Source organism: Ochrobactrum soli (assembly GCF_003664555.1).
GTDB classification, from domain to species: Bacteria; Pseudomonadota; Alphaproteobacteria; order Rhizobiales; family Rhizobiaceae; genus Brucella; species Brucella teleogrylli.
Genome location: NZ_RCHH01000004.1, coordinates 67303 through 88496 on the forward strand (window position 1 = coordinate 67303; position 21194 = coordinate 88496).

Below are 21194 nucleotides of genomic sequence, written 5' to 3' on the forward strand. Positions count from 1 at the left end.
GGAGATGGGCATATGACTTATATCAGAAAAGCGGGATATTTCACTGCGGGCCTGATTTCAACGGCTCTGCTGATGACGAATGCGGCACGGAGTGAGGGTAAATTTGATCTCAGCCCAGAACAGCCGAACCGCTTGCGGGTTGAAAAACTCGATAAACGTATCGAGGAAGTCAAGGGCTTCAAATTCGTCAAAGATGGTGTTCTGACTATCGGCATCAGCACCAGCGGGCATCTGCCGCTGCATGACTATGCGTCAGATTCCAAGACCGTCATCGGCTACGATGTCGATCTGGCACAGATCATTGCCGACGCTCTCGGACGCGATCTGGAACTGGTTTCTGTTGCGTGGGCCGATTGGCCACTTGGGCTTGCTTCGGGCAAATTCGATGCGGTGATTTCCAATGTCACCGTAACGGAAGAACGCAAGGAGAAGTTCGATTTCTCCACCTATCGCAAGGATGAGCTTGGCTTCTACGTTAAGGCAGACAGCGCGATCAAGGAATTGAAACAGCCAAAGGATATTGAGGGCCTCAAGATCATCACCGATGCCGGCACCAATCAGGAAAAGGTGCTGCTGGAATGGGATCGGCAGAATGTTGCTGCGGGTTTGAAACCGATCGAGGTGCAATATTACGATGATGACGCGGTCAAGGACCTCGCCATTCAAAGTGGTCGTGCAGATGCGGTGTTCAGCGTGAACGCGACACAGGCCTATTCCGCTGGCATCAATGGCAAGACCAAGCTGGTTGGCACGGTCAGTGGTGGCTGGCCGATCACCGCCGAGATTGCGGTTACAACGCGTAAGGGCAGCGGGCTTGCAGGCCCGTTGACCAATGTTCTCAACGATCTAATCGCGAGCGGCGCCTATACCAAGGTTCTGGATACCTGGAATCTCGGACCGGAAGCCATCACCGAAGCCAAGACAAATCCACGGGGCCTGCCGAAAAGCGGTTCGTGAGGGCCGGGCTGGCACATGAGGGGATGCGTGTGCCCAGCCCGCTTTATTCTACATAAATGGAGAATGGTTCATGAGAGCAGGTGCTCTGTTAATAGCTGCATGGGCGTTGGTTGGCGCTTCAATCCTGCCAGCGCTATCTGAAGATGATTTTGATTTGTCGCCCGAACAGACGGGCCGCATTCATGTGCAGAAAGATGCCAAGGCAATCGCCGCCATTCCCGCCGATTTCAAATTCGTCACGCCGGGCAAGCTGACTGTGGCCGTCGCGCCGGGCGGACCGCCACTGGCGGCCTATGCCACAGATGCCAAGACCGTTGTGGGTGCGGATGCGGACTATGCGTCGGCGATTGCGGAAAGCCTAGGGCTTCAACTTGAAAGCGTTCCGGTTGCATGGATCGATTGGCCGCTGGGTCTCGCATCCGGCAAATATGATGCCGTGATATCCAATGTTGGCGTTACGGAAGAGCGCAAGGAAAAGTTCGACTTTTCGACCTATCGGCAGGGCCTGCACGGCTTCTTCGTAAAGGCCGACAGTGGCGTTACCTCCATCAAGGAGCCAAAGGATGCTGCAGGCCTCCGCATCATCGTGGGTGCCGGGACCAATCAGGAACGCATTCTCGTCAAGTGGAGCGAGGAGAATGAGAAGGCGGGACTGAAACCGCTGGAACTGCAATATTATGATGATGAGGCCGCCAGCCTTCTGGCTCTGCAATCGGGTCGGGCCGATGTGATTGTTCAACCCCATGCACAGCTCGTATTCATTGCCTCACGTGACAAGAATATCAAACGTGTCGGCACGCTCAGCGCGGGCTGGCCGGATCGTTCGGATGTGGCAATTACAACCCGTAAGGGCAGCGGAATTGCCGAGGCGCTGACGATCGCCACCAATAGCCTGATCGCAAGCGGAGACTATGCCCGCATTCTCGACCGCTGGCATCTGGACGAAGAAGCTTTGAAACAATCGGAGACCAATCCGCCCGGATTGCCGCAGTTCAAATAAACTTCCAGTACAGTCATTATCGAAGGACATAATGTGCCAAAAACGATCGATTATTTCTTTTCCATCGGTTCGCCCTGGTCATATCTTGGGCTGGATACGCTTGAGGAACTGGCAGAGCAGCATGTGGTCGAAATCAAGCCTTACCTCGCAACCGTTATTGAGGAAAATGGCGGCATCCTCTCGCGCAATCGGCCGGAAGTACGTCGCGCTTATGGCACACAGGATCTCAAGCGTTGGGCCAAATTTCGTGGCAAGCCGCTTTTTATCGATGGCCGTCCAGCTTTGAGTGATCCCACACCCGCTTCCTTCAGTGTGATCGCGGCCCATCTTGATGGTCAAAACTGGCTGCAGCTGACACGTGTTTTCCAAAATGCATTCTGGTCAGAGGCAAAGGACATTGGCAAGCCGGAAGTCCGCAGTGCGGTTGCGGATCGGGCCGGCTTCAACGGCGGTTATCTGGTTGCGCGTGAGAATGATTACGATGTTCAAGCCAAGTGGAAGTCGGATCGTGAACACGCCGTGGCCAGAGGCGTCTTTGGATTTCCAACCTATATCTATGATGCCGAGACCTACTGGGGACAGGATAATCTGGGGTTTCTCGCGAGCCATTTGCGCGGAGAAACCTATTGAATTCGACTTCAAAGCTATTGCGAAGCCGCTGCGCGAGAAGGGAAATTGACCATGCCTCTTTCACACATAGAACATTTTGCCTTCCTCATTCCCGGTAGTCACCGGGAGAATGACCCCGCACAAGGTTTAGAGGATACGCTTCAGCTTTTCGAGCATGGAGAGCGACTGGGATATGATAGCGCATGGGTGCGCCAGCGCCATCTGGAGCGTGGCATTTCATCCGCAGCCACATTTCTGGCTGCTGCTTCGCAGCGGACGAAACGCATCGGGCTTGGCACTGCGGTCATTCAGCTCGGCTATGAAAATCCATTTCGGCTGGCCGAAGATCTGGCAACTGTGGACTTGCTGTCCCATGGCAGGCTCAATGTCGGTGTTTCGGTGGGCGCGCCGCCTTTTGCGCATCTGATCGCTGATTTCGTCGATGCTGTTCCAATTGCTGATTACAGCCATACGCGTGCTGAAAAACTGGCGCAGGCGCTGCGCTCTGAACCGCTTTCCGGCGAAACCGAAGCGGGCAATGCGGCGGGGGCGCAAATCCCGCGTTTGAGACCTTTTGCCGAAGGGCTGACCGACCGCCTGTGGTATGGCGGCGGCTCGCAAAATTCCGCACGATGGGCGGGCCAGACCGGTTTCAACCTTTTGACGGGAAACATTGTCAGCGGTGAGAATACGGACGATTTTCTGACAGCACAGAAAACACTCATTGAACGCTTCCGTCAGGAATGGAGGCATGAACGTGTGCCGCGTGTTGCACTTGGTCGCGTGATTCTGCCCACCGACAGTGCAAGTCCCGATGCGCGTCGTCGCTATGCGGAATTTGCCGCCGAGCGCGACAAGCGAACAGGTTTCGCCCATGGTCCGCGCCGCACTTTGTTTCTGCCCGATATTGTGGGCACGACTGACCAAATTCTGGAAGCGCTCGCAACCGATCCTGTACTGCCGCAAGTTTCCGAGTTTCGACTGGAACTGCCTTACGAATTTCACACGGAGGATTACGCGCAAATTCTCACGGATTTTGCGCGGCTTCTGCCTGCGTCGAACAATCCATTCGTAAATGCCTTTCCACAAGTGAGTGTCCTGACTGGCGTCCCCGCCACCAACTGATAATAGTCAGATGGCGTGGGCGATATCTGATGCTTCACGAGTTCAAAACTTGACTGTCAGTCCCGCGCGATAGGTGCGGCCTGGTGCTGGCATGAAGCTTTGTGCCAGCGCATCCAGATAATAGCGGTCCGTGATGTTCTGCACCGATGCGTTTAAAATGGCATCGTCTCTCAGCTTGTAGCTCATAAAGGCATCGAAAATTGCGACCGGCTGATAGACAAGTTGCGGCGTTGTCGCTCCGGTTTGCCAAGGTTCGGTTATTTCCTCTGTCGGACAAGATGTATAAGTCATTCGCCCTCCCAGGATCAGCTTCTCCTCAAAGAAGCGGCTGCCCAATGTCAGGTTTACAGCATATTTGGGTGGGTTCTGCGTATTGGTATAGGAGCCCATGAAACTGCCCGGCGTGCAGTCGGGTGTATTCTCGGTATGCTGATAAATCCCTGCGGTTTCACGCAAATAGGACGCGAATGTGGGGTCGCATGTCTCTGTCTTGAAATAATAGGTTGCCGACAGATCGGCAAATAGTTTGCCATTGTCGAATCTCGACTGAAACTCAAGGCCGCTGGTCTTGTAGCTTTCTGCATTGGAGAAGGTCATCACGCCGTTCGTATTCGGGTCATAGTAGCGGGTGATGTAATCTTTAACATTGGTGTTGAAGTAAGCGATCTTGAAAGATGCCGTATCGCCAGCCGTTAGCAGATTGTCGAGCGTGGTGCTGGCACCGATCTCCCAGTTGCGCGAGCGTTCCGGCTTGAGCCCGCCTGTGGGTTCCACCTGAAGCGTTCCCAAAGTGGTTTCGAAAAGCGAAGGCATGCGTATGCCTTCGGCATAACTGGCATAAAGGAAGGTGTCTGGCGCGATCTCGTAATTTACACCAAAAGCAGGCGCGAAACCGCCATCCTTGGTTGACAGGCTCGGGCCCCGGTCAAAACCAACAACCGTCTCCGACCAACGGGGGTCAAAAGCATGGGTGTAGGTAGCACCAAATTCGTTGAATGGTACCCCATCGAATGGATTGTTGCTGTCACCAAAGAGCAGTCCATTGTTCAGGCGAGGGTCCGTCGCATCGCCAAACAGGCCGTTGGAATCCGGTCGCCAGAACATATAGCCAGATTCTTTTGAGTTGGATGCATATATCCAGCGCCCAAAAGCGTCTTCCCATCGCACTTTCGACATAGCGTTGCGGTCTTTCGAGCGAAATATACTGTAGCGACCGCCGCCCCAGAATTCGAGCGTATCCACCGGTCGATATTGTAGTTGACCTGAAAGACTCATTTCTGTTCTGGAACCATCACGCAGAAACCGGTTGGTGTTAAGATCATGCTCGGTAATAACAACGCCATCCTGTGGCTGAATCTCTTCATGTTGGAACGAACCACCAAGCGTGAGATTGAAATCGCCAAACCGTGATGCAAAATCCGTTTTGTTGGAAATATCCCCGCCAATACGGCGATTGGACATTCTGACCCAGCTGCGGTCGCTTGCGAAATACTGTGACTTGGGACCTGTGACGCCATTTATCTGGCTGCTTTGGGCATCGGTCCACCACAGATTGGCCTTGAGATTTATCCAGTCATTGTCTTCAGGATCAAAGGCGTACCGTGCGGACGCCGAATTGATCAACATCTCACCTTGCGGGTACTGATAAATGCCAGCTGTTCCGGACCGGAAAATATCGGATGGCATGATTTCGCCGAAACGACCATCGAAGCGACGGTAGCTAAGTTCCAGTTCTTGTTCGTCTGTTGGCCGGATTGTCGCCTTCAAAAGAATGGATTCTGTCTTGGCGGATGTATTGAGAACTTCTTCGCCCGGCGCATAGGAGGTCGCCGCCGAATTCTGCTCGTAACCGGAATTGCTGAATATGCGGTATTTATCGTGGCCGTGACGTCCGGCGACGTAGTTACCCTGATTACGACGGGCATAGGCTGCGATGAAATCAAAATTGTCCTGCTGGAAGGCAAAAGCAGCGCTTCCTGACCTGGCATCCGAGTCAAACAGATTTTCTTTGCCTTCGTGGGGGTGCGCGAACAACTCCTTGCTGCTCTTTATCTGTGTGTTGCGATGCGGCGGCTTAATGCCGTTGTCCCACAATTCGCCCTTTAATCGGATGCCGATATTCTTGCCCGGGCTGAGAATGTCTTCGGGACGCAAGGTTGTGATCGCGACAGTGCCGCCAATTGCGCCAGCTGCGCCGGGCGCGAGTGCCGGCCCCTTGGTTATAACCATGTCACTGACGAGATCCGGGTCGAAATAGCTGCGCTGCTGCGTGCCTGCATAACCGCGGTAAACATTCAAAGCCTGCTGTGATCCATCCACTGTCACTGCCACGCGGCTTTGTCCCTGCATTCCGCGAATATTGACGTCCACGCCGCCGCCATTCCTGCTATCAGCGACCTGAATGCCTGGTAACCCTTTGAGAGTGTCCGCAGCAGAAATAGCGCCATAGCGGTCGAGTTCCTCACCGGAGACATAAACACTGGAGCGCGGTGCTGAATAAACCGATGCCGCATCTGTCATTCTGGCATTGCCGACCACTATTGTTTCGAGCAACGTCGTCCCATCCGTTGGCGCAATGGTGCCTTGACGATCAAAGACGCTCACCGTGCGCGCATCAATGAAACGATGGCGTAATTTCGAGTTTGACAGCATTTGCGTTAGGGCCGTTTCGGCAGACTGGCGACCGCTAACGGCATGGGATGATCCCTGGATCGGGTTGCTATCCTGTCTCACAATCTGGATGCCTGTCACTTCGGCAAAATCAGCCAGCGCGGCCAGAAGAGGTTTCGACGGAATATTGAAATCGAACGCAGACGAATGGCTTTTCAAATCCATCTCCTGCGCCATGACGCCCGGCGCTCTCGCAACCACGAACGCGATCAGTGAAATGCTTCCTATCGCAAGCGCTGTTCTGAGTGTCTTTTCCATGAACCGTCCCTATCCAATTGCATGAGCATGAAGCCCTTCATGCAAAGAACGGACGAGACCGGCAAAACCCGTAAAAATAATCTGCAATTTCTATTGGAAATATTTCAGTGGTAGATAATCGTCAGCAGACCTGGAATTCTTCTGACTTTCAGGTCAAGTATTGACTGGAGTGCCGTGAATATTGCATCGGCATCATCCGTGCGGAAGACGCCAGAAAGCTGAAGATCATTGATGGTTTCGTCCGAGACGACTATTCGGCCTGTTGTATAGCGTGAAACTTCTGACAAAACGGTTCGAAGAGGGGTCTGGTTCATAATGATAAGCCCGCGCCGCCAGGCATTCATTGTGTCTATGTCGGCATTTTCCAGCTTTTGAAAACCACGGGTCGAAACCGCCGTACCATTGCCCGCTCCAAGCTTGATTTGTTCGCCAACTGCGGAGCGAACAGATACCGTACCGCTCTCGACGCTGACCTTTGTAGAGTCATTATTTCCAATGTCGACGGTAAAGACTGTCCCAAGAACGCCAACTGTTGCGTTCTGTGTTTCGACATAGAACGGTCGATCTTCATCACGAGCGACATCAAACCATGCGCGACCGCGGATCAATCTAATGTGGCGCTCACCTGTCAAAAACGCCGAGTCGATGGCGCTGTCGCCGTCCAGATAGACTCTGGTCCCATCCGAGAGCACAACTTCGTTCTGGGTTCCGGGCGATGCGGCATAGTCGGCAAATCCCCGGGCGATCAAACCTTCATCGCGCCAGATTACGCCTGCGCCAATGACCAGTGCCACTACAGATGCAGAGAGCGCCCATTTCAAGGTCTGTTGAGAGAAAAAGCGTTCAACCCAACCCAAGCCGCGACGGCTTGATCGGGCTACAATTTGAGCCGGTGCTTTCAACTCGCCCCAAAGTTTGCAAATGCTGTCATAAGCGTCCCGGTTGGCAGGGCTTTCTTGAAGCCACAATTGAAACGAGCGCTTTGTATCGTCCGGTACTGGGTGGCTGCTCATACGGACAAACCACGTCGCGGCGTCATCAATCGCTACGTCTTTCGACTTTTCGTGGTTGCCAGATTCCAACATAGTTTTGCTATTTAAAGTTAGAACAGATGAATCGCAATCAGCCATGTGACTGCTGCCACTTATGGCAAAAAGCTATGGCCGCAGCCATTTCTTTCTCGACGGTGCTGAGCGAAACGTGAAGTGTTTGGGCAATTTGTCCATAAGTCATGCCGTCTACACGTGCGAGCAGGAAGATTTTTGCACGGCGGCGCGGAAGATGATTGATCGCTTCGAGCAGAACGGCGAGATCATGTTTTGACGAAACGATGCGTTCAGGCTGAATGTGCTCCACGAAGACCTCGTCGCTCGCTGCCTTGCCGCCTGCGTCATGAACATTGCGACTGCGAATGTGATCGAAGGCCAATGTCGTCAGAGTGCGAACCACCAGGCCTCTGTCGCCGTCTGAAAGTTCGCGGGAAGAGAGCTTGATGTAGGTCTCTTGCAGAATGTCGTCGGCATCGTGGGCATTGCCGAGAAGTTTTATGGCAAACCGTTTCAGGCGCGAGCGTTCCCGTACAAAGAAACGTTCAAAAACGGCATTCATCGGAGACATATACCTGATCCAAAGACACATTCAGAAATATGAGTTCTCTAGTCATGTTTTATGGAAAGGGCAACTCCGAATGGAAAATTTGTGAAAGCATCCCACAAGGGCCGCTCTCAAATGATGGAGGGCTGCGCCTCCCCCATCATTACAGTCGTGTGCGGAAAATTTCCGCGCCCTGAAAACCTATGCCGAAAGATGTTCAACGAGGATGGATGTGCCTAAAGCACAAAGCACAACAGCCGCCGCCACTTCGGCAAACTTGCCGAACCTGGCTCCGATTGCCTTGCCGATCATCAGGCCCATCGTGGACATGATGAATGTCGCAAGACCGATGGCCACTGAAATCACGATGATGCCCTGCAAGTTGATACCGATAAAGGCCAGCGACAGACCGACAGCCATGGCATCGATGCTCGTACCAAGCGCCGTTGCGAGCAAAACGAGGAACGAACCTCCCTGAGGTGTCTTTCCGTCGTCATCCTTGGGCCAGATGACTGTGTAAAGCATATGCAGACCAACTGCCGACAAAAGCCCGAATGCCAGCCAGTGATCGACATGGGAAACCCAGTCGCTAGCTAGTACACCGGCTACCCAGCCGAGAAACGGGGTGATGGCTTCAACCACGCCAAAGACGATGCCGGTGCGCAACGCCTCTGAAAGTCGAGGACGGTTCAAGGCAGTACCACGCCCAACAGAGACCGCAAAAGCATCGACCGACATACTGACGGAAAGAAAAAATACTGTGATGGGGGACATCATGTCTGCTCAGACGGAGGATTGGCCGGGCAACAAAGGCCATCCGTCCGTCGGCGGATGGCTGATACCACGGTCTTGCCGGGCCGTTAAACGGCTGGTCGCGCCACGCTTTTCAGCGATTGTGTTGACGTGACCCCACTTGATCTTGGCGTTGCCCCAATGGGCTGCGCTTCGGTGGTGGCTACTCCCCGATGCGGATTTCCTATTTGCAGCTGGAAAAATTGTCAAGTAATATCAATATGTTAAATGATTATGATAAGCATTTGCAATTGGAAGGTTTATGAAATTGTCAGCGAACATTGAAGCGGCTTTAATGTTTTGACGGAGGTAGCGGTATCGAATTATAGGTTTGATGCCGACATATAATCTTTAAGTACGAGACCTTTTAGGTCGAAATAAAAGGCAAAAAAATAGCGGGTATGTTCCCTTGGAGACGATAGTGGGGATGCATGGCTGTTTGGCAGTCAACCACGTTCGCTTGGTCATTCATCGAATTCCCGCTCTGAGGAATGCTTGAACAAACTGACGCTGGAAAATCAAAAAGGCTATAACCAATGGCGCAATGACCATAATGGTCGCGGCGCTGATGGTTGAAATGTCCACGCCGCTTTCAGGCGCTCCAAACAGCAACAGCCCTACTGTGAGCGGTCTTTTTCCGGGTGTATTGGTGATGATCAGTGGCCAGAGAAAATTGTTCCAGTGGGTGCAACCGAGACCAGAGCATAGGCCAGGTAGGTGGGTTTAGCTGCCGGTACGTAGACGCGCCAAAGGACGCCCAGTCACGCGCATCCATCGACCCGCGCTGCATCCTCTAATTCGGCGGGTACAGATTTGAATGTCTGACGTAACAGGAATATGCCAAAGACGCTGGCAATATACGGAATTCCCATGCCAGTAATCGTATCGACTATTCGTAATATGGCGATCATCGCATAGTTTTCGACAATCAGAACCTCAGTGAGAATAAAGGCCGAGGCGAAATGTGCAGTTTATTACAAATAAAGATACAGCACGGAAATTATTCATAAAAATTATATATAAAGTATTTATGTTATCTTAGAAAATGTATCTCAAATGTTGATTATATAAATTTGATATTTGTTGTTTTCTGCATGATTTAGTGAAATCATGTCTTAAAAATCGCATTGTTCGAATGCGAATATAGTGCGTTTGCTTGAACAGTTGACATAGCGAAAATTGGACGACCTGCGAGAACGTGGGACGGATCGGTAGGCTCGCAAGTGAATCGACCGCGGGCCTCTGTCCTGCCAATCACCTGTCGTCTGTCTGGCTATCAACTCAAAAAAACAGCGGCGACCGGATGACGTGGTCGCCGCTGCTTTGGTTGTCACTACATCGATGAATATATGACGTCTAAGCCTTCGTCATTATTGATTGCCTGTTATGACCTGTAGCTGTTTTCTCAGAAAGCAGCTTAGAACGAACGCTGGAAGCGGATCGTGCCGCCCCAAGCATCATTTACGTTGTTGTCATTGACAACTGCTTCGTAACGCTTCCAATCGCCGCCGAACTTGGTGTAGGTGACTTCAGGCGTGATCGTGAAGCCAGGGACGAGTTCATAGGCTACGTTGGCTGCAACAGCCGTCTTACCCCAGTCGTCGGTTGCACCCTGGAGGTTGAAAGTTGCCTTCTGCGTCAGTGCGTATTTCAAGCCACCCCAGACAGCCCATTCGCCGCCCCACTGACCGTACATCTGATCTGGGCTTGCCTCCGAAGAGTATGCGCCCTGAAGCCAGAGGCCAAAACGGTCGGTGATGTTGACGTCGCCACGAACCTTCGTGGACCATTCTTCAATAACGGAGTCGTAAGCTACGACGCCGGCGATCGAGCCCCAGCCGCCTGCATATTTCAGGCCGCCGACCACATGCGGCATGTAGCCGTCGATTGCATAATCGTGGACGCCGTTCGAGTAACCGCCATCGTCATCGCCGCCCTGTTCGAGAGCGACCACAGCCGAGAAGCCGTTGCCTGCTGCGAAAGTGTAGGCGATTTTGCCCGTACGGTAAGCACCAGCCGAGACCACGTCATCGTTGATGATGTCGCCGAGATAGCCAGTGAAGGTGTGGAATTCCGATTCGTCGATACCAACCTTGAGACCACCAAGTTCAATATAGGCCATGCGAAGTTCGACGTCATCGCTCGCTTCACCGTAGCGGCCATCCCAGCCGGAATTGTCGGCCGAGTAATTGAAGCGGGTTTCGGTGAAGGTCTTCAGGGTGCCAAGTTCAGTTTCCGAAGCCGTCGAGGTGCGCAGCGTAAAGCGCAGGCTCTTGTCCCAGCCTTCACGGTCAACGCCGGAATAAGGATTGTCGCCGCCCTTTACTTCGTAGCGGACATAGCCGCTGATGCGCAGGCAGGTTTCGGCGCCCGGAATGTAGAAGTAGCCAGCGCCGTAAGCATCGCAGACGCGAACATATTCAACAGCTTCAGGTTCTGGAGCAACGATAGCATCGGCAGCAAATGCCGGAACTGATGTCACGACCGCTGCGGAAGCAATCAGGAACGACTTTATTTTCATGACTTTGACCTTTCATTGTATGCGAACAATGATGCCAAAGAGCATTAATATCCTTTCCGGACAATTACCAAATTCGATTTCAATTTTGTTCTATCAATCGATGTTGCAATGAAACATCCAACATTATGTCAGCTAATAGTAATATTAGTGAATTTATGTGATGCTGCGATATGGAATCTAATTTTTAATATAAACAAAAAAACAGCGACAGAAGTAATCCGCCGCTGTTAGTTGGTGTGATGTAATCGTGATTGGAGGTCAGATTATCACAGCTTCAATATTCAATCTTATCTTGAATTTGTCAAATGTTACTTCCGAAATTATTTCGATTCACGCCAAATAGTCAGAAAGAACGCTGGAAGCGGATTGTGCCCTGAAGGCCATCGGAACCAACGAGGCCTGCTTCACGCAGCGGATGATCGCTATCCCACTTGGTGTAGGCAATTTCCGGGGTGATGGTGAAACCAGGAACCAGCTGATAAGCCACGTTTGCAGCGATTGCGGTCTTGCCCCAATCTTCGTAAGCGCCCTGGATATTGATTGTGGCCTTCTCGGTTGCCTTGAACTTCGCGCCACCCCAGACAACCCATTCGCCGCCCCACTGGCCGTAATTCTGATATGGGGTTTCTTCCGACGAATAGCCGCCCTGTACCCAGACCGAGAACCTTTCGGTGATGTTCACATCGCCACGAAGCTTCGCATTCCAGTCTTCGAGAACGGAATCGTAAGCCACGACAGCTGCGATCGAGCCCCAGCCAGCCTTGTACTTCAAACCGCCGAGAAGGTGCGGAGTGTAGCCGTCAATCGTGTAGCTGCTGCCACCCTGCTCGGCTGCGATAAGGGCCGAGAAACCATTGCCAGCGTTGAAGGTGTAGGAGATCTGGCCCGTGGTGTAGCTGCCAGCTGCGATCACGTCATCGTTGATGATATCGCCGAGGTAACCGGTGAAGGTGTGGAAGGCCGATTCGTCGATACCGACGCGGAAGCCGCCAAGTTCGATATAGGCGCGACGATTGTCGACACCGCTCGACGCGGAGCCATACTCGCCATCCCAGCCGGAATTGTCGGCCGTGTAGTTGAAGCGGGTTTCGGTATAGGACTTGAGCGTGCCGAGTTCGGTTTCGGTCGCGGTGTGGGTGCGCAGCGTGAAGCGGGCGCCCTTGTCCCAGCCCTTGCGATCAAAGCCTGTATAGGCGTCGTCGCCACCCTTCACGTCATAACGGACATAGCCGCTGACGCGCAGGCAGGTTTCGGTGCCTGGAATGTAAAAATAGCCCGCGCCGTAAGCATCGCAAACGCGAACATATTCAACGGCTTCCGGCTCTGGAGCAACAATTGCATCGGCGGCAAATGCTGGCAAAGATATGATCCCCGCTGCGGAAGAAATCAGAAGTGTAGTGATTTTCATGATTCGTCACCTGGAGTAGTTGTATTTGCGAAATCAAAAAAACATCGAATACATTCATTTTCAATTATCAGTTTTATGACAGTATTAGTTCGCATATAACCTGTGACAATATCAACACATAATGATATGCAAGCTAATTTTGATATAGCTGCAAATGTAATCTTCAGGAAACTGTCGTCCGGGGTGATTTTTTTCACATCGAAAATATTGTTTCGCTTTCGCCATTTTTGGAGCTTGGCTATGCGCTTGCGGCGATATCCGCGTCCTGTATCGCGATCATGAGGACAAAAGCATGGCTTTTGTCGATAAGGACGCTCGTCGCGTCTTACGGCATGTTTTTCAGCGTTGGAATTTAATGCGAGGCAAAAATGCCAGTATGAAGACTACTCTTCGGTCAAATGTCTCTCAAGATATTCTGCAAAGCGTCGGGCAGCCGGACCGGGCGGTGCGTCGATGGAATGAACTGTGTGGAAGGGATAAGGCCTTCTATGCCATTCCGCCAGTTTAACTTCGTGCAATCGGCCTGCCGCAAGGTCATCCTCGATGAGGCACAGGGGGAGGTTACCCCATCCAAGGCCAGACAGCGCCAACCAGTATTTGGCCTGGAGATCCGAAACCCGGATAGTATCTGGTGACAATACGGCAAAGTCCTGGCCTTTGGACATTTCCGAGCGGTCTGTCAAAACCAATTGGGTAAAAGCTCGCGCCTGCCTGTTGCTAATTGGTCCCTGCATTTTTGCAAGTTCATGGTTCGGTGCGCACACAGGGATAAGACTGGTCTGACCGATACGAACCTGATCCAGCCGGTCGATACGATAAAAAAGCGGTCCACTGATTCCGATATTCGCTGATCCGTCCAGAACGGCTGCCGGGACACCACCTAGAACCTCCGTCCTCAACTGCACAGCAAGTTTGGGAAATTCGGTGCGCAGATCGCGAAGGGTGGCCACAAGAGCCGGTCCGGGAAGCATGGCATCGACTACAATGGAAAGCTTTGGCTCCACACCGGCCAGTAGCCCGTCCATCCGGGCATTCAAACCATCCACTTCTTGCGCGATGCGCCTCGCATCGATCAGCACCGCGCGCCCGATTTCCGTCAGTACGGGACGGCGGACTGTCCGATCGAACAGCGCGACGCCGCCCAATTGGGCCTCAAATGCAGCAATCGTATAGCTGACAGACGATTGCTGCCGATGCAGCCGCCGTGCCGCCGCAGAAAAACCGCCCGCTTCGACAACGGCCAGGAACACATTGATCTGATCCAGGGTGGGCTGTTTTTTGGTTCTATCGAATGGACTGTTCATAATCATCAATATTATCCGAATTGTCAGATAGATCAAACGGGCGGTAGCTTCCGGCCTAGCAATGTCGGGCCGACAACCGCTGTTCAAGTTGGGCAGCAATCAAACTCAGGACAATTCAGTATCCGCAGATACCCTTCGCCGAACACCTCAAGGGGACAATTGATGAAACCTTCTTTGACTAAACTTGTGGCGCTGCTCTTGGCTGTTATGCCCGGCACGGCTGCGCTGGCGGCCAGCGATGATGCTGTCGTTCTCGATCAAACGCCCTATGCCAATCGCGCGGTTCTTCCCGATTTCACCGGCGCAGCCTGCCCCGATACTCCTCGTAGCCTGAAACAGGTCAAGGGTAATCTCTACCGTCATACGACCGGTGCAGGACTGGCTGTCCATAGTGGCTTGGTTTTGGTTACCACGGAAGGCGCACTTGTTATCGACCCCGCGATGAGCTGCACGTCTGGCTGGCTCAAAGACGAAATCAAGAAGCGATTCAATGTGCCGGTGAAGTATGTGGTCTACACCCACGCCCATGCCGATCACGTCAGTGGTGGACAGATTTTTCAGCAGGACGGAGCCACGGTTATCGCCAACCAACGGGCAGTCGAGCCCATCGTTGGCGAAAAGCTTCCGACGGCGGTGCCTGACAAAGTTTTCGATGAGAATATGACGATCACATTGGGCGGGGAGGAGGTGCGTTTGCACCGCGTCGCGCCAAGCCATTCCAACAGCATGGTGATGGTCTATTTCCCTGGCTACAAAGCTCTGCAATGCACGGATGTCTGCGAAAGCAAGTCCATGCCATATAATGACTTCCTCGATTTCTATTATGATGGATGGGTGGAGACCCTTGATTGGGTCATCAAGCAGGACGTCGATGTAATCGATGTCGGTCATTACAGCCCGGCGAAGAAAGAAGACATCGTTGCAGAACGCAATTACATCGTCGATCTTCATCGGCAGGTTCTCGACCTCGTGCGGGCTGGACAGTCCTGGGATGAACTTTATCGCAACGTCAAATTCAGTCCGGAGGTTCAGAGCTGGACTGCATTCAGCACGATGAAGACGTTGAATATTCTCGGCATGTATCGCTGGGTTAGCAATCACCGCCGTGGTGCCTGGTAGCAGTCTTTCAAGGCTGCGGTGGCAAGCCGTTGGTCCAAACACAGGATACAGAACATATGAATCACTCAAGACGCAATCTCTTGCAAGGAGCCGGCGCGGGTTTTGCGCTGGCTGCCCTGTCCGGCGCTGCCCATGCGACCGGGAAAACCCGCAAAGCTGCAGCCACTGCGAGCGGAACAAAACGGTCGACGGACAAGAAAATCGATATCGTGAACTTCGACCTGCTTGAGCAGCGCGCAAAAGCCATCATGAGTGAGCCTGCTTATGCATTCATCGCCCATGGATCGGGCGATGAATGGACACTGCGCGAAAACCGTCGTGCCTTTAACGACTACCCAATTCGAACGCACCGTCTCGCCGGTGTCGCGGCTGATAATGTTGATCTTGGTGTGGAGCTTCTGGGCCAGAAATTGCCCTTTCCGATCGTGGTGGCCCCGATGGGCGCGCAAATGTTTGCCAATCCTGAAGCCGAGATCGCGGCTGCCGCTGGCACGGGAGCGGCTGGTACGCTTTACCAATCGTCGGGTGCATCCAACCGGCCGCTCGAAGAAATCGCTAAGGCGACCACAGGACCCAAATGGTTCCAGCTTTACTTCAACGCAGACATCAATGTGACGCAAAGCCTGCTTGAGCGTGCACGAAACGCTGGCTATTCCGCGATTATCATCACAGCAGATGCTCTTGGGCCCGGCGCGAGCGATGCGTTCATTGAATTGGGAAAGCCTTTCCCACCCGGATTCAGCTTTGGCAATCATGATCCGCGTTACGGCGGAATTGGTAATTTCAGAAATCAGAAGATCGATCTTACTCCCGATGACATTCGTATGGTCAAATCAGTGTCCAAACTGCCGGTCATCGTCAAAGGGATTATGCGCGGAACAGATGCGGATATGGCGATCAAAGCGGGTGCGGACGCCATTCAGGTCTCCAATCACGGTGGACGCCAGCTCGACGGCGTTCCAGGTGCCATCAGTGTGCTGAAGGAAGTCAGCGATGCGGTAGGCAACCGCGTGCCGGTGCTTTTCGACAGCGGGATCCGCCGTGGTATTGATGTATTCCGCGCCCTTTGCCTTGGAGCTTCTGCTGTGGCCGTTGGGCGTCCCGTTCTCTACGGATCAGCAGTGGGTGGAGCTGCGGGCGTGCAGAGTGTGCTTGAGCACGTGCACCAAGAGTTGAAGCTCGTCATGCTGTTGGCGGGGGCGAAATCCGTCAAGGATTTGTCGCCTGAATACTTGAAAATCTAGGCAGCAGGTCTATTTCCTCAATTGAAATGGCAAGTAAACGGCGAAATGCGTCCGAAAAAATTGTGGCATCGACAATAATAGGAGTATTCCATGATTAATAATACACGACGAGTGAAAGATGCTGCCGACATTCAGCTTGCCATTCACGAAAATGCGAAGAGCATTGAGGTTGAAGGTGTCATCGATAATCTTCCCAGCCTTAAATTGTCATCGGGAACGCTGCTTCGTGGTGTTGATGGCACAGCCGAATTGCGTTTCAAGGAAGGGCAACCGGGCCTGATCTTGAGTGCGAACCATCGGATCGCTGATTTGCGGATAGTGACGGATGAAACTCAGATCGCCATCGGTCTGGCTGATGAAAACACCGATCTCGGTACGATTACGATTGACAATATAAGAACTGTCGGCCGTTTTCATCTGGAAGCAGCCGGCGCATTAGCAGCGCATATCAAGCTTGATGACATTCATGTTGAAAGGGCGGACGCCCGAATTGCCGCGCATCGCCCTTCAGGATTCGGAGTCGAAGTTCTGCTTGGCGGATTGACGGTCCTCAACAACTCGAAGAATAAAGCGAGCCGCTGGACACTGGAAGCCCATAATCTTTCGGGCGGCAGCAAAGAAAATCCTCTGCGGGGCAGTGGTATATTCATATTCGGTGGAGCGTATATTCCTTTTGATGCCGACATGGCTAAGGCTCCGGCTCCAACCGAAGCTGGCGGCGTGATCGAACTCACCGAACTCACCACGGGAGAAATCCATTCGGACGGTGGAATCCCAAAAGGCACCGGCAATCTGATTACGGGTGGCGTGTTTGTGGGTTCCGGCGTCAACGCGTTGAGCGTTATCAATCAGGATTCGGTGACGACTTATAGTCCTAATGATATGGTTCTCGACAATTGGGGAGCTGTCGATTCCTGGGCGGCAAAAGCCCCGATAACTTCCTACGGTTCAAGCGGCATTGGGCTCGTGAATTTCGGTGATATCAACACGCTCAAGATTCAAGCTCCTATCGAGACGCATGGTCTGGGTGCGCGGGGATTCAACCTTTATGACGGTACGCTGAACCATGCCGAATTCCAGAGCATCACAACCTTTGGTGATGGCGCAATCGGCGTCCAGCTGTCAAAGCCGTTTGGTACCATCACGGTTGATGGGGATATAAGGACGAAAGGCGGGGAAGGGGAGAGCCTCGTACGCGGAAAAGTAGTTCATCTCAAAGCCCATGCGTTCAGCTTAAAGCCGGGAGCGAGCGGCAAGGAGTTCAAGGTGTTGGGGCAGGCAATTGCGGAGAACGAGACTGTTGCCGACTTTGATTTTGAAGCACCGGTGGACATGATTCAACGCTGCGAGATAGCCGGGAAGAAGCTAGGGGCGTCTTGAGCGTTTGTTGCCAGACTTAAGCGCGGATACGGAAGTTCTGACTTGGGGGTGCTTTAAAACGTTGAGCCTATCAACGCATCTTGCTGCTTGCTTGTATGGGCGAGATTGTTTGCGGCAATTGGACGCGCTGAGATAAACTTATAAGTTCGCGTTTAAATTGAAGCCAGCTGTCAACTCGACTGACACATTAATCATCTTATAAATAAAATTTGTCTTCTCAACTTACGGTGCTCTCCGTTGGCCGGGGAGGTGCTCAGCCGCCAGTGCAAGCGATCGGCTCAGCCAGGCCTATGGTCCATGAGAGTCGACCATCTACTATCGCCAGTGTCTGCTGGCCGTCGGAATAGGTCGTTCCATCGGTCCCTTGGGAGGGCAGGTCGATGGCGGGTTTGCCGTTGATAGATACCGAAGCGCTCTCTCCGAGGAGACGAACAGCCAGATGAGTGCCGTCTTTGCACACGTAATCGCTGACAGGGTGGGGATTACCTCCGCCTATCGACGCGCCTGACGCGGAATGCACCAAGTTGATAAGTAACACCGCACTGGTTGCTGTGACTGAAATCTTTTTTTGCATAGCTATTCTCCCAAGAGATGCCCATACCACTATGGTCGCAAACTTAATAGCATCGTAATATTTATTGGCGATTGGAATTCTATACCGTAACAATAATATTGGAAGTCAAAAAGAAACGGGGCACCTTTAAGATGGTTACGATATTTGCGCTCTCCGTCCAAATGTCTCTCCTTGCGTTTGCTGCATTAGGGGGAGCGTTTTTTCTGTTTGGGCGCCTGATGCTGCATATATTTGCAAAATATGCCGAACGTGACCCTCTATCGATACCAGTCGGAGCATTTGTCGCTACAGTGGCGACGGCTTGGGCGCTTGCACTCGGATTTGTCGCGGCTGACATATGGGCCATTACCGCAAAAGCAAATCAAGCCACACGCGATGAACGCTCCGCGATCATTCGATTGATTGGAATTGCCGATTCTCCAGAAATCGATGCACCTCCTCTGCGAGAGGTATTGATCCGCTACAGGAACGCTGTCGTAGACGATGAATGGGTGAAGAACATAAACCTGCAGCCGGCTGGCTCGGTCGAAAAGTCCCTGCAGGACATCCGCGACGTGATATTGAAAATGAGCAAAGAAAATATTCCAGGTCCCGTAATTTCGTATCTATTAAGCGATCTCGATATTCTGCAAGATGCCAGAAGCATGAGGCTTTCTATCGGAACGACGTCTGTGGATTCCTACAGATGGTATTTGGTTATTTCACTCACTATCATGACAGTAATTGCGATTTCTTCAACACATTCAGACAGAGTTCAAGCCGGAATTGTGGCTCTGCTTATATACACGGTCAGCGCAACTTTATGTCTGTGGATCTTGGCGATTCATGCGAATCCATATCAGGGAATTGCTAAAATCGAGCCCACGATTTTAATGTCATCCCATTGACCGGTTCGTAAGTGGTCGTGGTAACAAAGTTAGTGGTCTGATCGGGATATTTATGTGCCTTGATACGCGTTAAAAAGCTTTAACCAAAAGTAGATTATCCGAGCATTCCTGCCGTCTAAATACGACACCTGCCGTATATCATTGCGTTTCAGCCAAGCCTAATACTCCTGCCATTGGACCATGGGGAGGAGCCATTATGTCGTCGCTGGACTTATGGATACCGTTTGCTGTTGCGACGTTGACATTTGCTTGCGTGCCAGGCCCTGCAATACTTTACATGACCGCGCAAACCCTTGCGCACGGCCGCAATGCTGGCCTGATGGCGGCTCTTGGTGTTCATCTTGGATGTTACGTGCATATCGTTGCAGCCACGATAGGCCTCGCATCGTTGATGGAACACGCACCGATCATCTACGTGATCATAAGGTTTGCCGGTGCCGGGTATCTGATCTGGTCGGGGTTAGCCCTATTCTTTAATTGGAATAGAGAAGGCGATCAATCCGGAAGTCCGGTATCAAAAACGTTTCGCGACAGTATCGTGGTTGAAGTTCTCAACCCGAAGACGGCGCTGTTCTTCCTAACTTTTCTGCCGCAATTCGTGCAGCCGGCGACCGAAATTCCGCTCTGGCTTCAGTTCCTTGTGTTGGGCATCGTCGTTAACCTGATTTTCTCAACAGCCGACGTTGCAGCTGTCGCTATTGCGGCTCTCGCCTTTGGACGTTTCCACAGTAACAGGATGGGTTGGATGGTGCCAAAGGCGTGTGGCACGATACTGGTGGGGCTGGGTGCGGCTCTCGTCAGCCATCATTTTTAGTGCAGGCATGTCGTGGACGCGGCGGCAGTTAGAGGTTGTGGTTTCTAGACTGATGATAAGAGAGGGGATTGCGCTTAACCAAACTGGATCACTTAGACTCAACGAATGTGCTTTGTTTGCGATCAGTGGTCCGCGATGGGTTGCCGCGTTGTAATGCCACTTTATGGCTGGCCATCGCTTGATTTTGCTGCGATATATCCAAATGAAAGGCGATTTGGATGGTCCAGAAGCAAGTCATTAAAGCGAACCTGTCGGAACAGATTTATCGCAATCTGCGCCTCTCTCTCATGGAGGGTGAATATCGTCCGGGGGAGCGTCTCACGATTAGCGGTGTGGCCGAACTTTACGGTACATCGATTACGCCGGTGCGCGAAGCTATCATGCGTTTGGCCTCGGAGCAGGCCTTGAATTTTGTTGCCGCCACCTCGGTCGCGGTGCCTGTTTTGACGCCGCGCGATCTGCGCGAGATTGTGGCTATTCGCAACAATCTGGAAGGAATGGCGGCCTACCGCGTCGGCCAAACTGCCACAGGTGAGATTGTAGAAGAATTCGAGAAGCTCAATGCGAGTTTCACCGCAGCGGCGGCACAAGACCCACGCGAGGCCGCTCAGACAAATCGTGAGTTTCACTTTCTGATTTTGCGCCGCGCCGAGCTGCCCTATGTCGAAACGATTTGCGAAAACATGTGGACACTGATGGGGCCGTTCCTGCGTACATTTCACGAGGAAATGCCGGTCAGGCAATTGTCCGGCGAAGATCATCAGCATTTCCGCTTCATTGAGGCTTTGCGCCGCAACGATCCTGACGCAGCACGCAATGCGATGCAGGCTGATATTCAATGGGCGAATGAACTCGTCGCCCGGATAGAAGAAAAGAACAGCGAGAACGCTCGTTGAGTGGTGTTGTGCCGTGCCCCGTAATGGACGAGGCACGGCCTTT

18 protein-coding genes and 1 pseudogene are annotated in these 21194 nt (G+C 52.5%); 10 read left to right on the forward strand and 9 right to left on the reverse strand.

Translation table 11 applies throughout. The features are described from left to right. Positions 1–72 precede the first annotated feature (72 nt). From D8666_RS09865 to D8666_RS09880, 4 genes are all read left to right on the forward strand, one after another. Positions 73–957, forward strand: a complete 885-nt coding sequence (locus D8666_RS09865; RefSeq protein ID WP_371830810.1) for an ABC transporter substrate-binding protein — start codon at positions 73–75, stop codon at positions 955–957. A gap of 70 nt (positions 958–1027) precedes the next feature. Next, positions 1028–1957, forward strand: a complete 930-nt coding sequence (locus tag D8666_RS09870; protein WP_121537547.1) for an ABC transporter substrate-binding protein — start codon at positions 1028–1030, stop codon at positions 1955–1957. A 33-nt stretch (positions 1958–1990) separates the two neighbouring features. Further along, positions 1991–2587 carry a 2-hydroxychromene-2-carboxylate isomerase gene (locus D8666_RS09875; protein WP_121537549.1) on the forward strand — a complete coding sequence of 199 codons (597 nt, stop codon included), beginning with the start codon at positions 1991–1993 and terminating at the stop codon, positions 2585–2587. Positions 2588–2638: 51 nt separating this feature from the next. Then, positions 2639–3691 (forward strand): LLM class flavin-dependent oxidoreductase, encoded by a 1053-nt coding sequence (locus tag D8666_RS09880; RefSeq protein WP_121537551.1) that lies wholly within the window; start codon positions 2639–2641, stop codon positions 3689–3691. Between the two features lie 42 nt (positions 3692–3733). Here D8666_RS09880 and D8666_RS09885 read toward each other — a convergent pair whose 3' ends face one another. From D8666_RS09885 to D8666_RS09920, 8 genes and pseudogenes are all read right to left on the reverse strand, one after another. Beyond that, positions 3734–6619, reverse strand: a complete 2886-nt coding sequence (locus D8666_RS09885) for a TonB-dependent receptor (RefSeq protein ID WP_209445969.1) — start codon at positions 6617–6619, stop codon at positions 3734–3736. Between the two features lie 104 nt (positions 6620–6723). Beyond that, positions 6724–7749 (reverse strand): FecR family protein, encoded by a 1026-nt coding sequence (locus D8666_RS09890; protein ID WP_121537553.1) that lies wholly within the window; start codon positions 7747–7749, stop codon positions 6724–6726. Beyond that, positions 7742–8236 carry an RNA polymerase sigma factor gene (locus D8666_RS09895; RefSeq protein ID WP_167836057.1) on the reverse strand — a complete coding sequence of 165 codons (495 nt, stop codon included), beginning with the start codon at positions 8234–8236 and terminating at the stop codon, positions 7742–7744. Before D8666_RS09895 ends, D8666_RS09890 begins: the two co-directional genes overlap by 8 nt. Before the next feature lie 177 nt (positions 8237–8413). Beyond that, a complete protein-coding gene (locus D8666_RS09900) occupies positions 8414–8989 on the reverse strand; it encodes a manganese efflux pump MntP (protein WP_503591166.1) in 576 nt (191 codons plus the stop codon). A gap of 483 nt (positions 8990–9472) precedes the next feature. Then, positions 9473–9951: pseudogene (locus D8666_RS24465) on the reverse strand (carbohydrate ABC transporter permease); the annotation flags it as partial. 470 nt (positions 9952–10421) lie between these two features. Then, positions 10422–11525, reverse strand: a complete 1104-nt coding sequence (locus D8666_RS09910; RefSeq protein ID WP_121537557.1) for a porin — start codon at positions 11523–11525, stop codon at positions 10422–10424. A gap of 343 nt (positions 11526–11868) precedes the next feature. After that, the gene (locus D8666_RS09915; protein ID WP_121537559.1) at positions 11869–12933 is read right to left on the reverse strand and encodes a porin; all 1065 of its coding nucleotides are present in this window, start codon (positions 12931–12933) and stop codon (positions 11869–11871) included. Positions 12934–13316: 383 nt separating this feature from the next. Beyond that, the gene (locus tag D8666_RS09920) at positions 13317–14243 is read right to left on the reverse strand and encodes a LysR family transcriptional regulator (RefSeq protein ID WP_209445970.1); all 927 of its coding nucleotides are present in this window, start codon (positions 14241–14243) and stop codon (positions 13317–13319) included. Between the two features lie 156 nt (positions 14244–14399). Between D8666_RS09920 and D8666_RS09925 the strand changes: the two genes are divergently transcribed. The 3 genes from D8666_RS09925 to D8666_RS09935 all read left to right on the forward strand — a co-directional run bounded on the left by D8666_RS09925 (position 14400) and on the right by D8666_RS09935 (position 17980). Further along, positions 14400–15356 carry an MBL fold metallo-hydrolase gene (locus D8666_RS09925; protein ID WP_121537561.1) on the forward strand — a complete coding sequence of 319 codons (957 nt, stop codon included), beginning with the start codon at positions 14400–14402 and terminating at the stop codon, positions 15354–15356. 29 nt (positions 15357–15385) lie between these two features. Next, a complete protein-coding gene (locus D8666_RS09930; RefSeq protein ID WP_209445971.1) occupies positions 15386–16600 on the forward strand; it encodes an alpha-hydroxy-acid oxidizing protein in 1215 nt (404 codons plus the stop codon). Positions 16601–16690: 90 nt separating this feature from the next. Then, positions 16691–17980, forward strand: a complete 1290-nt coding sequence (locus tag D8666_RS09935) for a hypothetical protein (RefSeq protein WP_121537565.1) — start codon at positions 16691–16693, stop codon at positions 17978–17980. Between the two features lie 253 nt (positions 17981–18233). On the opposite strand, the gene D8666_RS09940 is transcribed toward D8666_RS09935, so the two are convergent. Continuing rightward, a complete protein-coding gene (locus tag D8666_RS09940; RefSeq protein ID WP_121537567.1) occupies positions 18234–18554 on the reverse strand; it encodes a hypothetical protein in 321 nt (106 codons plus the stop codon). Positions 18555–18685: 131 nt separating this feature from the next. Between D8666_RS09940 and D8666_RS09945 the strand changes: the two genes are divergently transcribed. The 3 genes from D8666_RS09945 (at position 18686) to D8666_RS09955 (ending at position 21151) form a co-directional block, all read left to right on the forward strand. Further along, the gene (locus tag D8666_RS09945; RefSeq protein WP_121537954.1) at positions 18686–19441 is read left to right on the forward strand and encodes a bestrophin-like domain; all 756 of its coding nucleotides are present in this window, start codon (positions 18686–18688) and stop codon (positions 19439–19441) included. Between the two features lie 196 nt (positions 19442–19637). Then, positions 19638–20255 carry a LysE family translocator gene (locus D8666_RS09950; RefSeq protein ID WP_121537569.1) on the forward strand — a complete coding sequence of 206 codons (618 nt, stop codon included), beginning with the start codon at positions 19638–19640 and terminating at the stop codon, positions 20253–20255. 218 nt (positions 20256–20473) lie between these two features. Next, positions 20474–21151 (forward strand): GntR family transcriptional regulator, encoded by a 678-nt coding sequence (locus D8666_RS09955; RefSeq protein ID WP_109366218.1) that lies wholly within the window; start codon positions 20474–20476, stop codon positions 21149–21151. Positions 21152–21194 lie beyond the last annotated feature (43 nt).

Bases quoted from the DNA above. Each gene is read 5' to 3' on its own strand.
- D8666_RS09950 (WP_121537569.1), top strand. From the start codon at position 19,638: ATGTCGTCGCTGGACTTATGGATACCGTTTGCTGTTGCGACGTTGACA.
- D8666_RS09925 (WP_121537561.1), top strand. From the start codon at position 14,400: ATGAAACCTTCTTTGACTAAACTTGTGGCGCTGCTCTTGGCTGTTATG.
- D8666_RS09945 (WP_121537954.1), top strand. From the start codon at position 18,686: ATGGTTACGATATTTGCGCTCTCCGTCCAAATGTCTCTCCTTGCGTTT.
- D8666_RS09895 (WP_167836057.1), bottom strand. From the start codon at position 8,236: ATGTCTCCGATGAATGCCGTTTTTGAACGTTTCTTTGTACGGGAACGC.
- D8666_RS09915 (WP_121537559.1), bottom strand. From the start codon at position 12,933: ATGAAAATCACTACACTTCTGATTTCTTCCGCAGCGGGGATCATATCT.
- D8666_RS09920 (WP_209445970.1), bottom strand. From the start codon at position 14,243: ATGATTATGAACAGTCCATTCGATAGAACCAAAAAACAGCCCACCCTG.
- D8666_RS09865 (WP_371830810.1), top strand. From the start codon at position 73: ATGACGAATGCGGCACGGAGTGAGGGTAAATTTGATCTCAGCCCAGAA.
- D8666_RS09935 (WP_121537565.1), top strand. From the start codon at position 16,691: ATGATTAATAATACACGACGAGTGAAAGATGCTGCCGACATTCAGCTT.
- D8666_RS09870 (WP_121537547.1), top strand. From the start codon at position 1,028: ATGAGAGCAGGTGCTCTGTTAATAGCTGCATGGGCGTTGGTTGGCGCT.
- D8666_RS09940 (WP_121537567.1), bottom strand. From the start codon at position 18,554: ATGCAAAAAAAGATTTCAGTCACAGCAACCAGTGCGGTGTTACTTATC.
- D8666_RS09885 (WP_209445969.1), bottom strand. From the start codon at position 6,619: ATGGAAAAGACACTCAGAACAGCGCTTGCGATAGGAAGCATTTCACTG.
- D8666_RS09955 (WP_109366218.1), top strand. From the start codon at position 20,474: ATGGTCCAGAAGCAAGTCATTAAAGCGAACCTGTCGGAACAGATTTAT.
- D8666_RS09890 (WP_121537553.1), bottom strand. From the start codon at position 7,749: ATGGCTGATTGCGATTCATCTGTTCTAACTTTAAATAGCAAAACTATG.
- D8666_RS09900 (WP_503591166.1), bottom strand. From the start codon at position 8,989: ATGATGTCCCCCATCACAGTATTTTTTCTTTCCGTCAGTATGTCGGTC.
- D8666_RS09910 (WP_121537557.1), bottom strand. From the start codon at position 11,525: ATGAAAATAAAGTCGTTCCTGATTGCTTCCGCAGCGGTCGTGACATCA.
- D8666_RS09880 (WP_121537551.1), top strand. From the start codon at position 2,639: ATGCCTCTTTCACACATAGAACATTTTGCCTTCCTCATTCCCGGTAGT.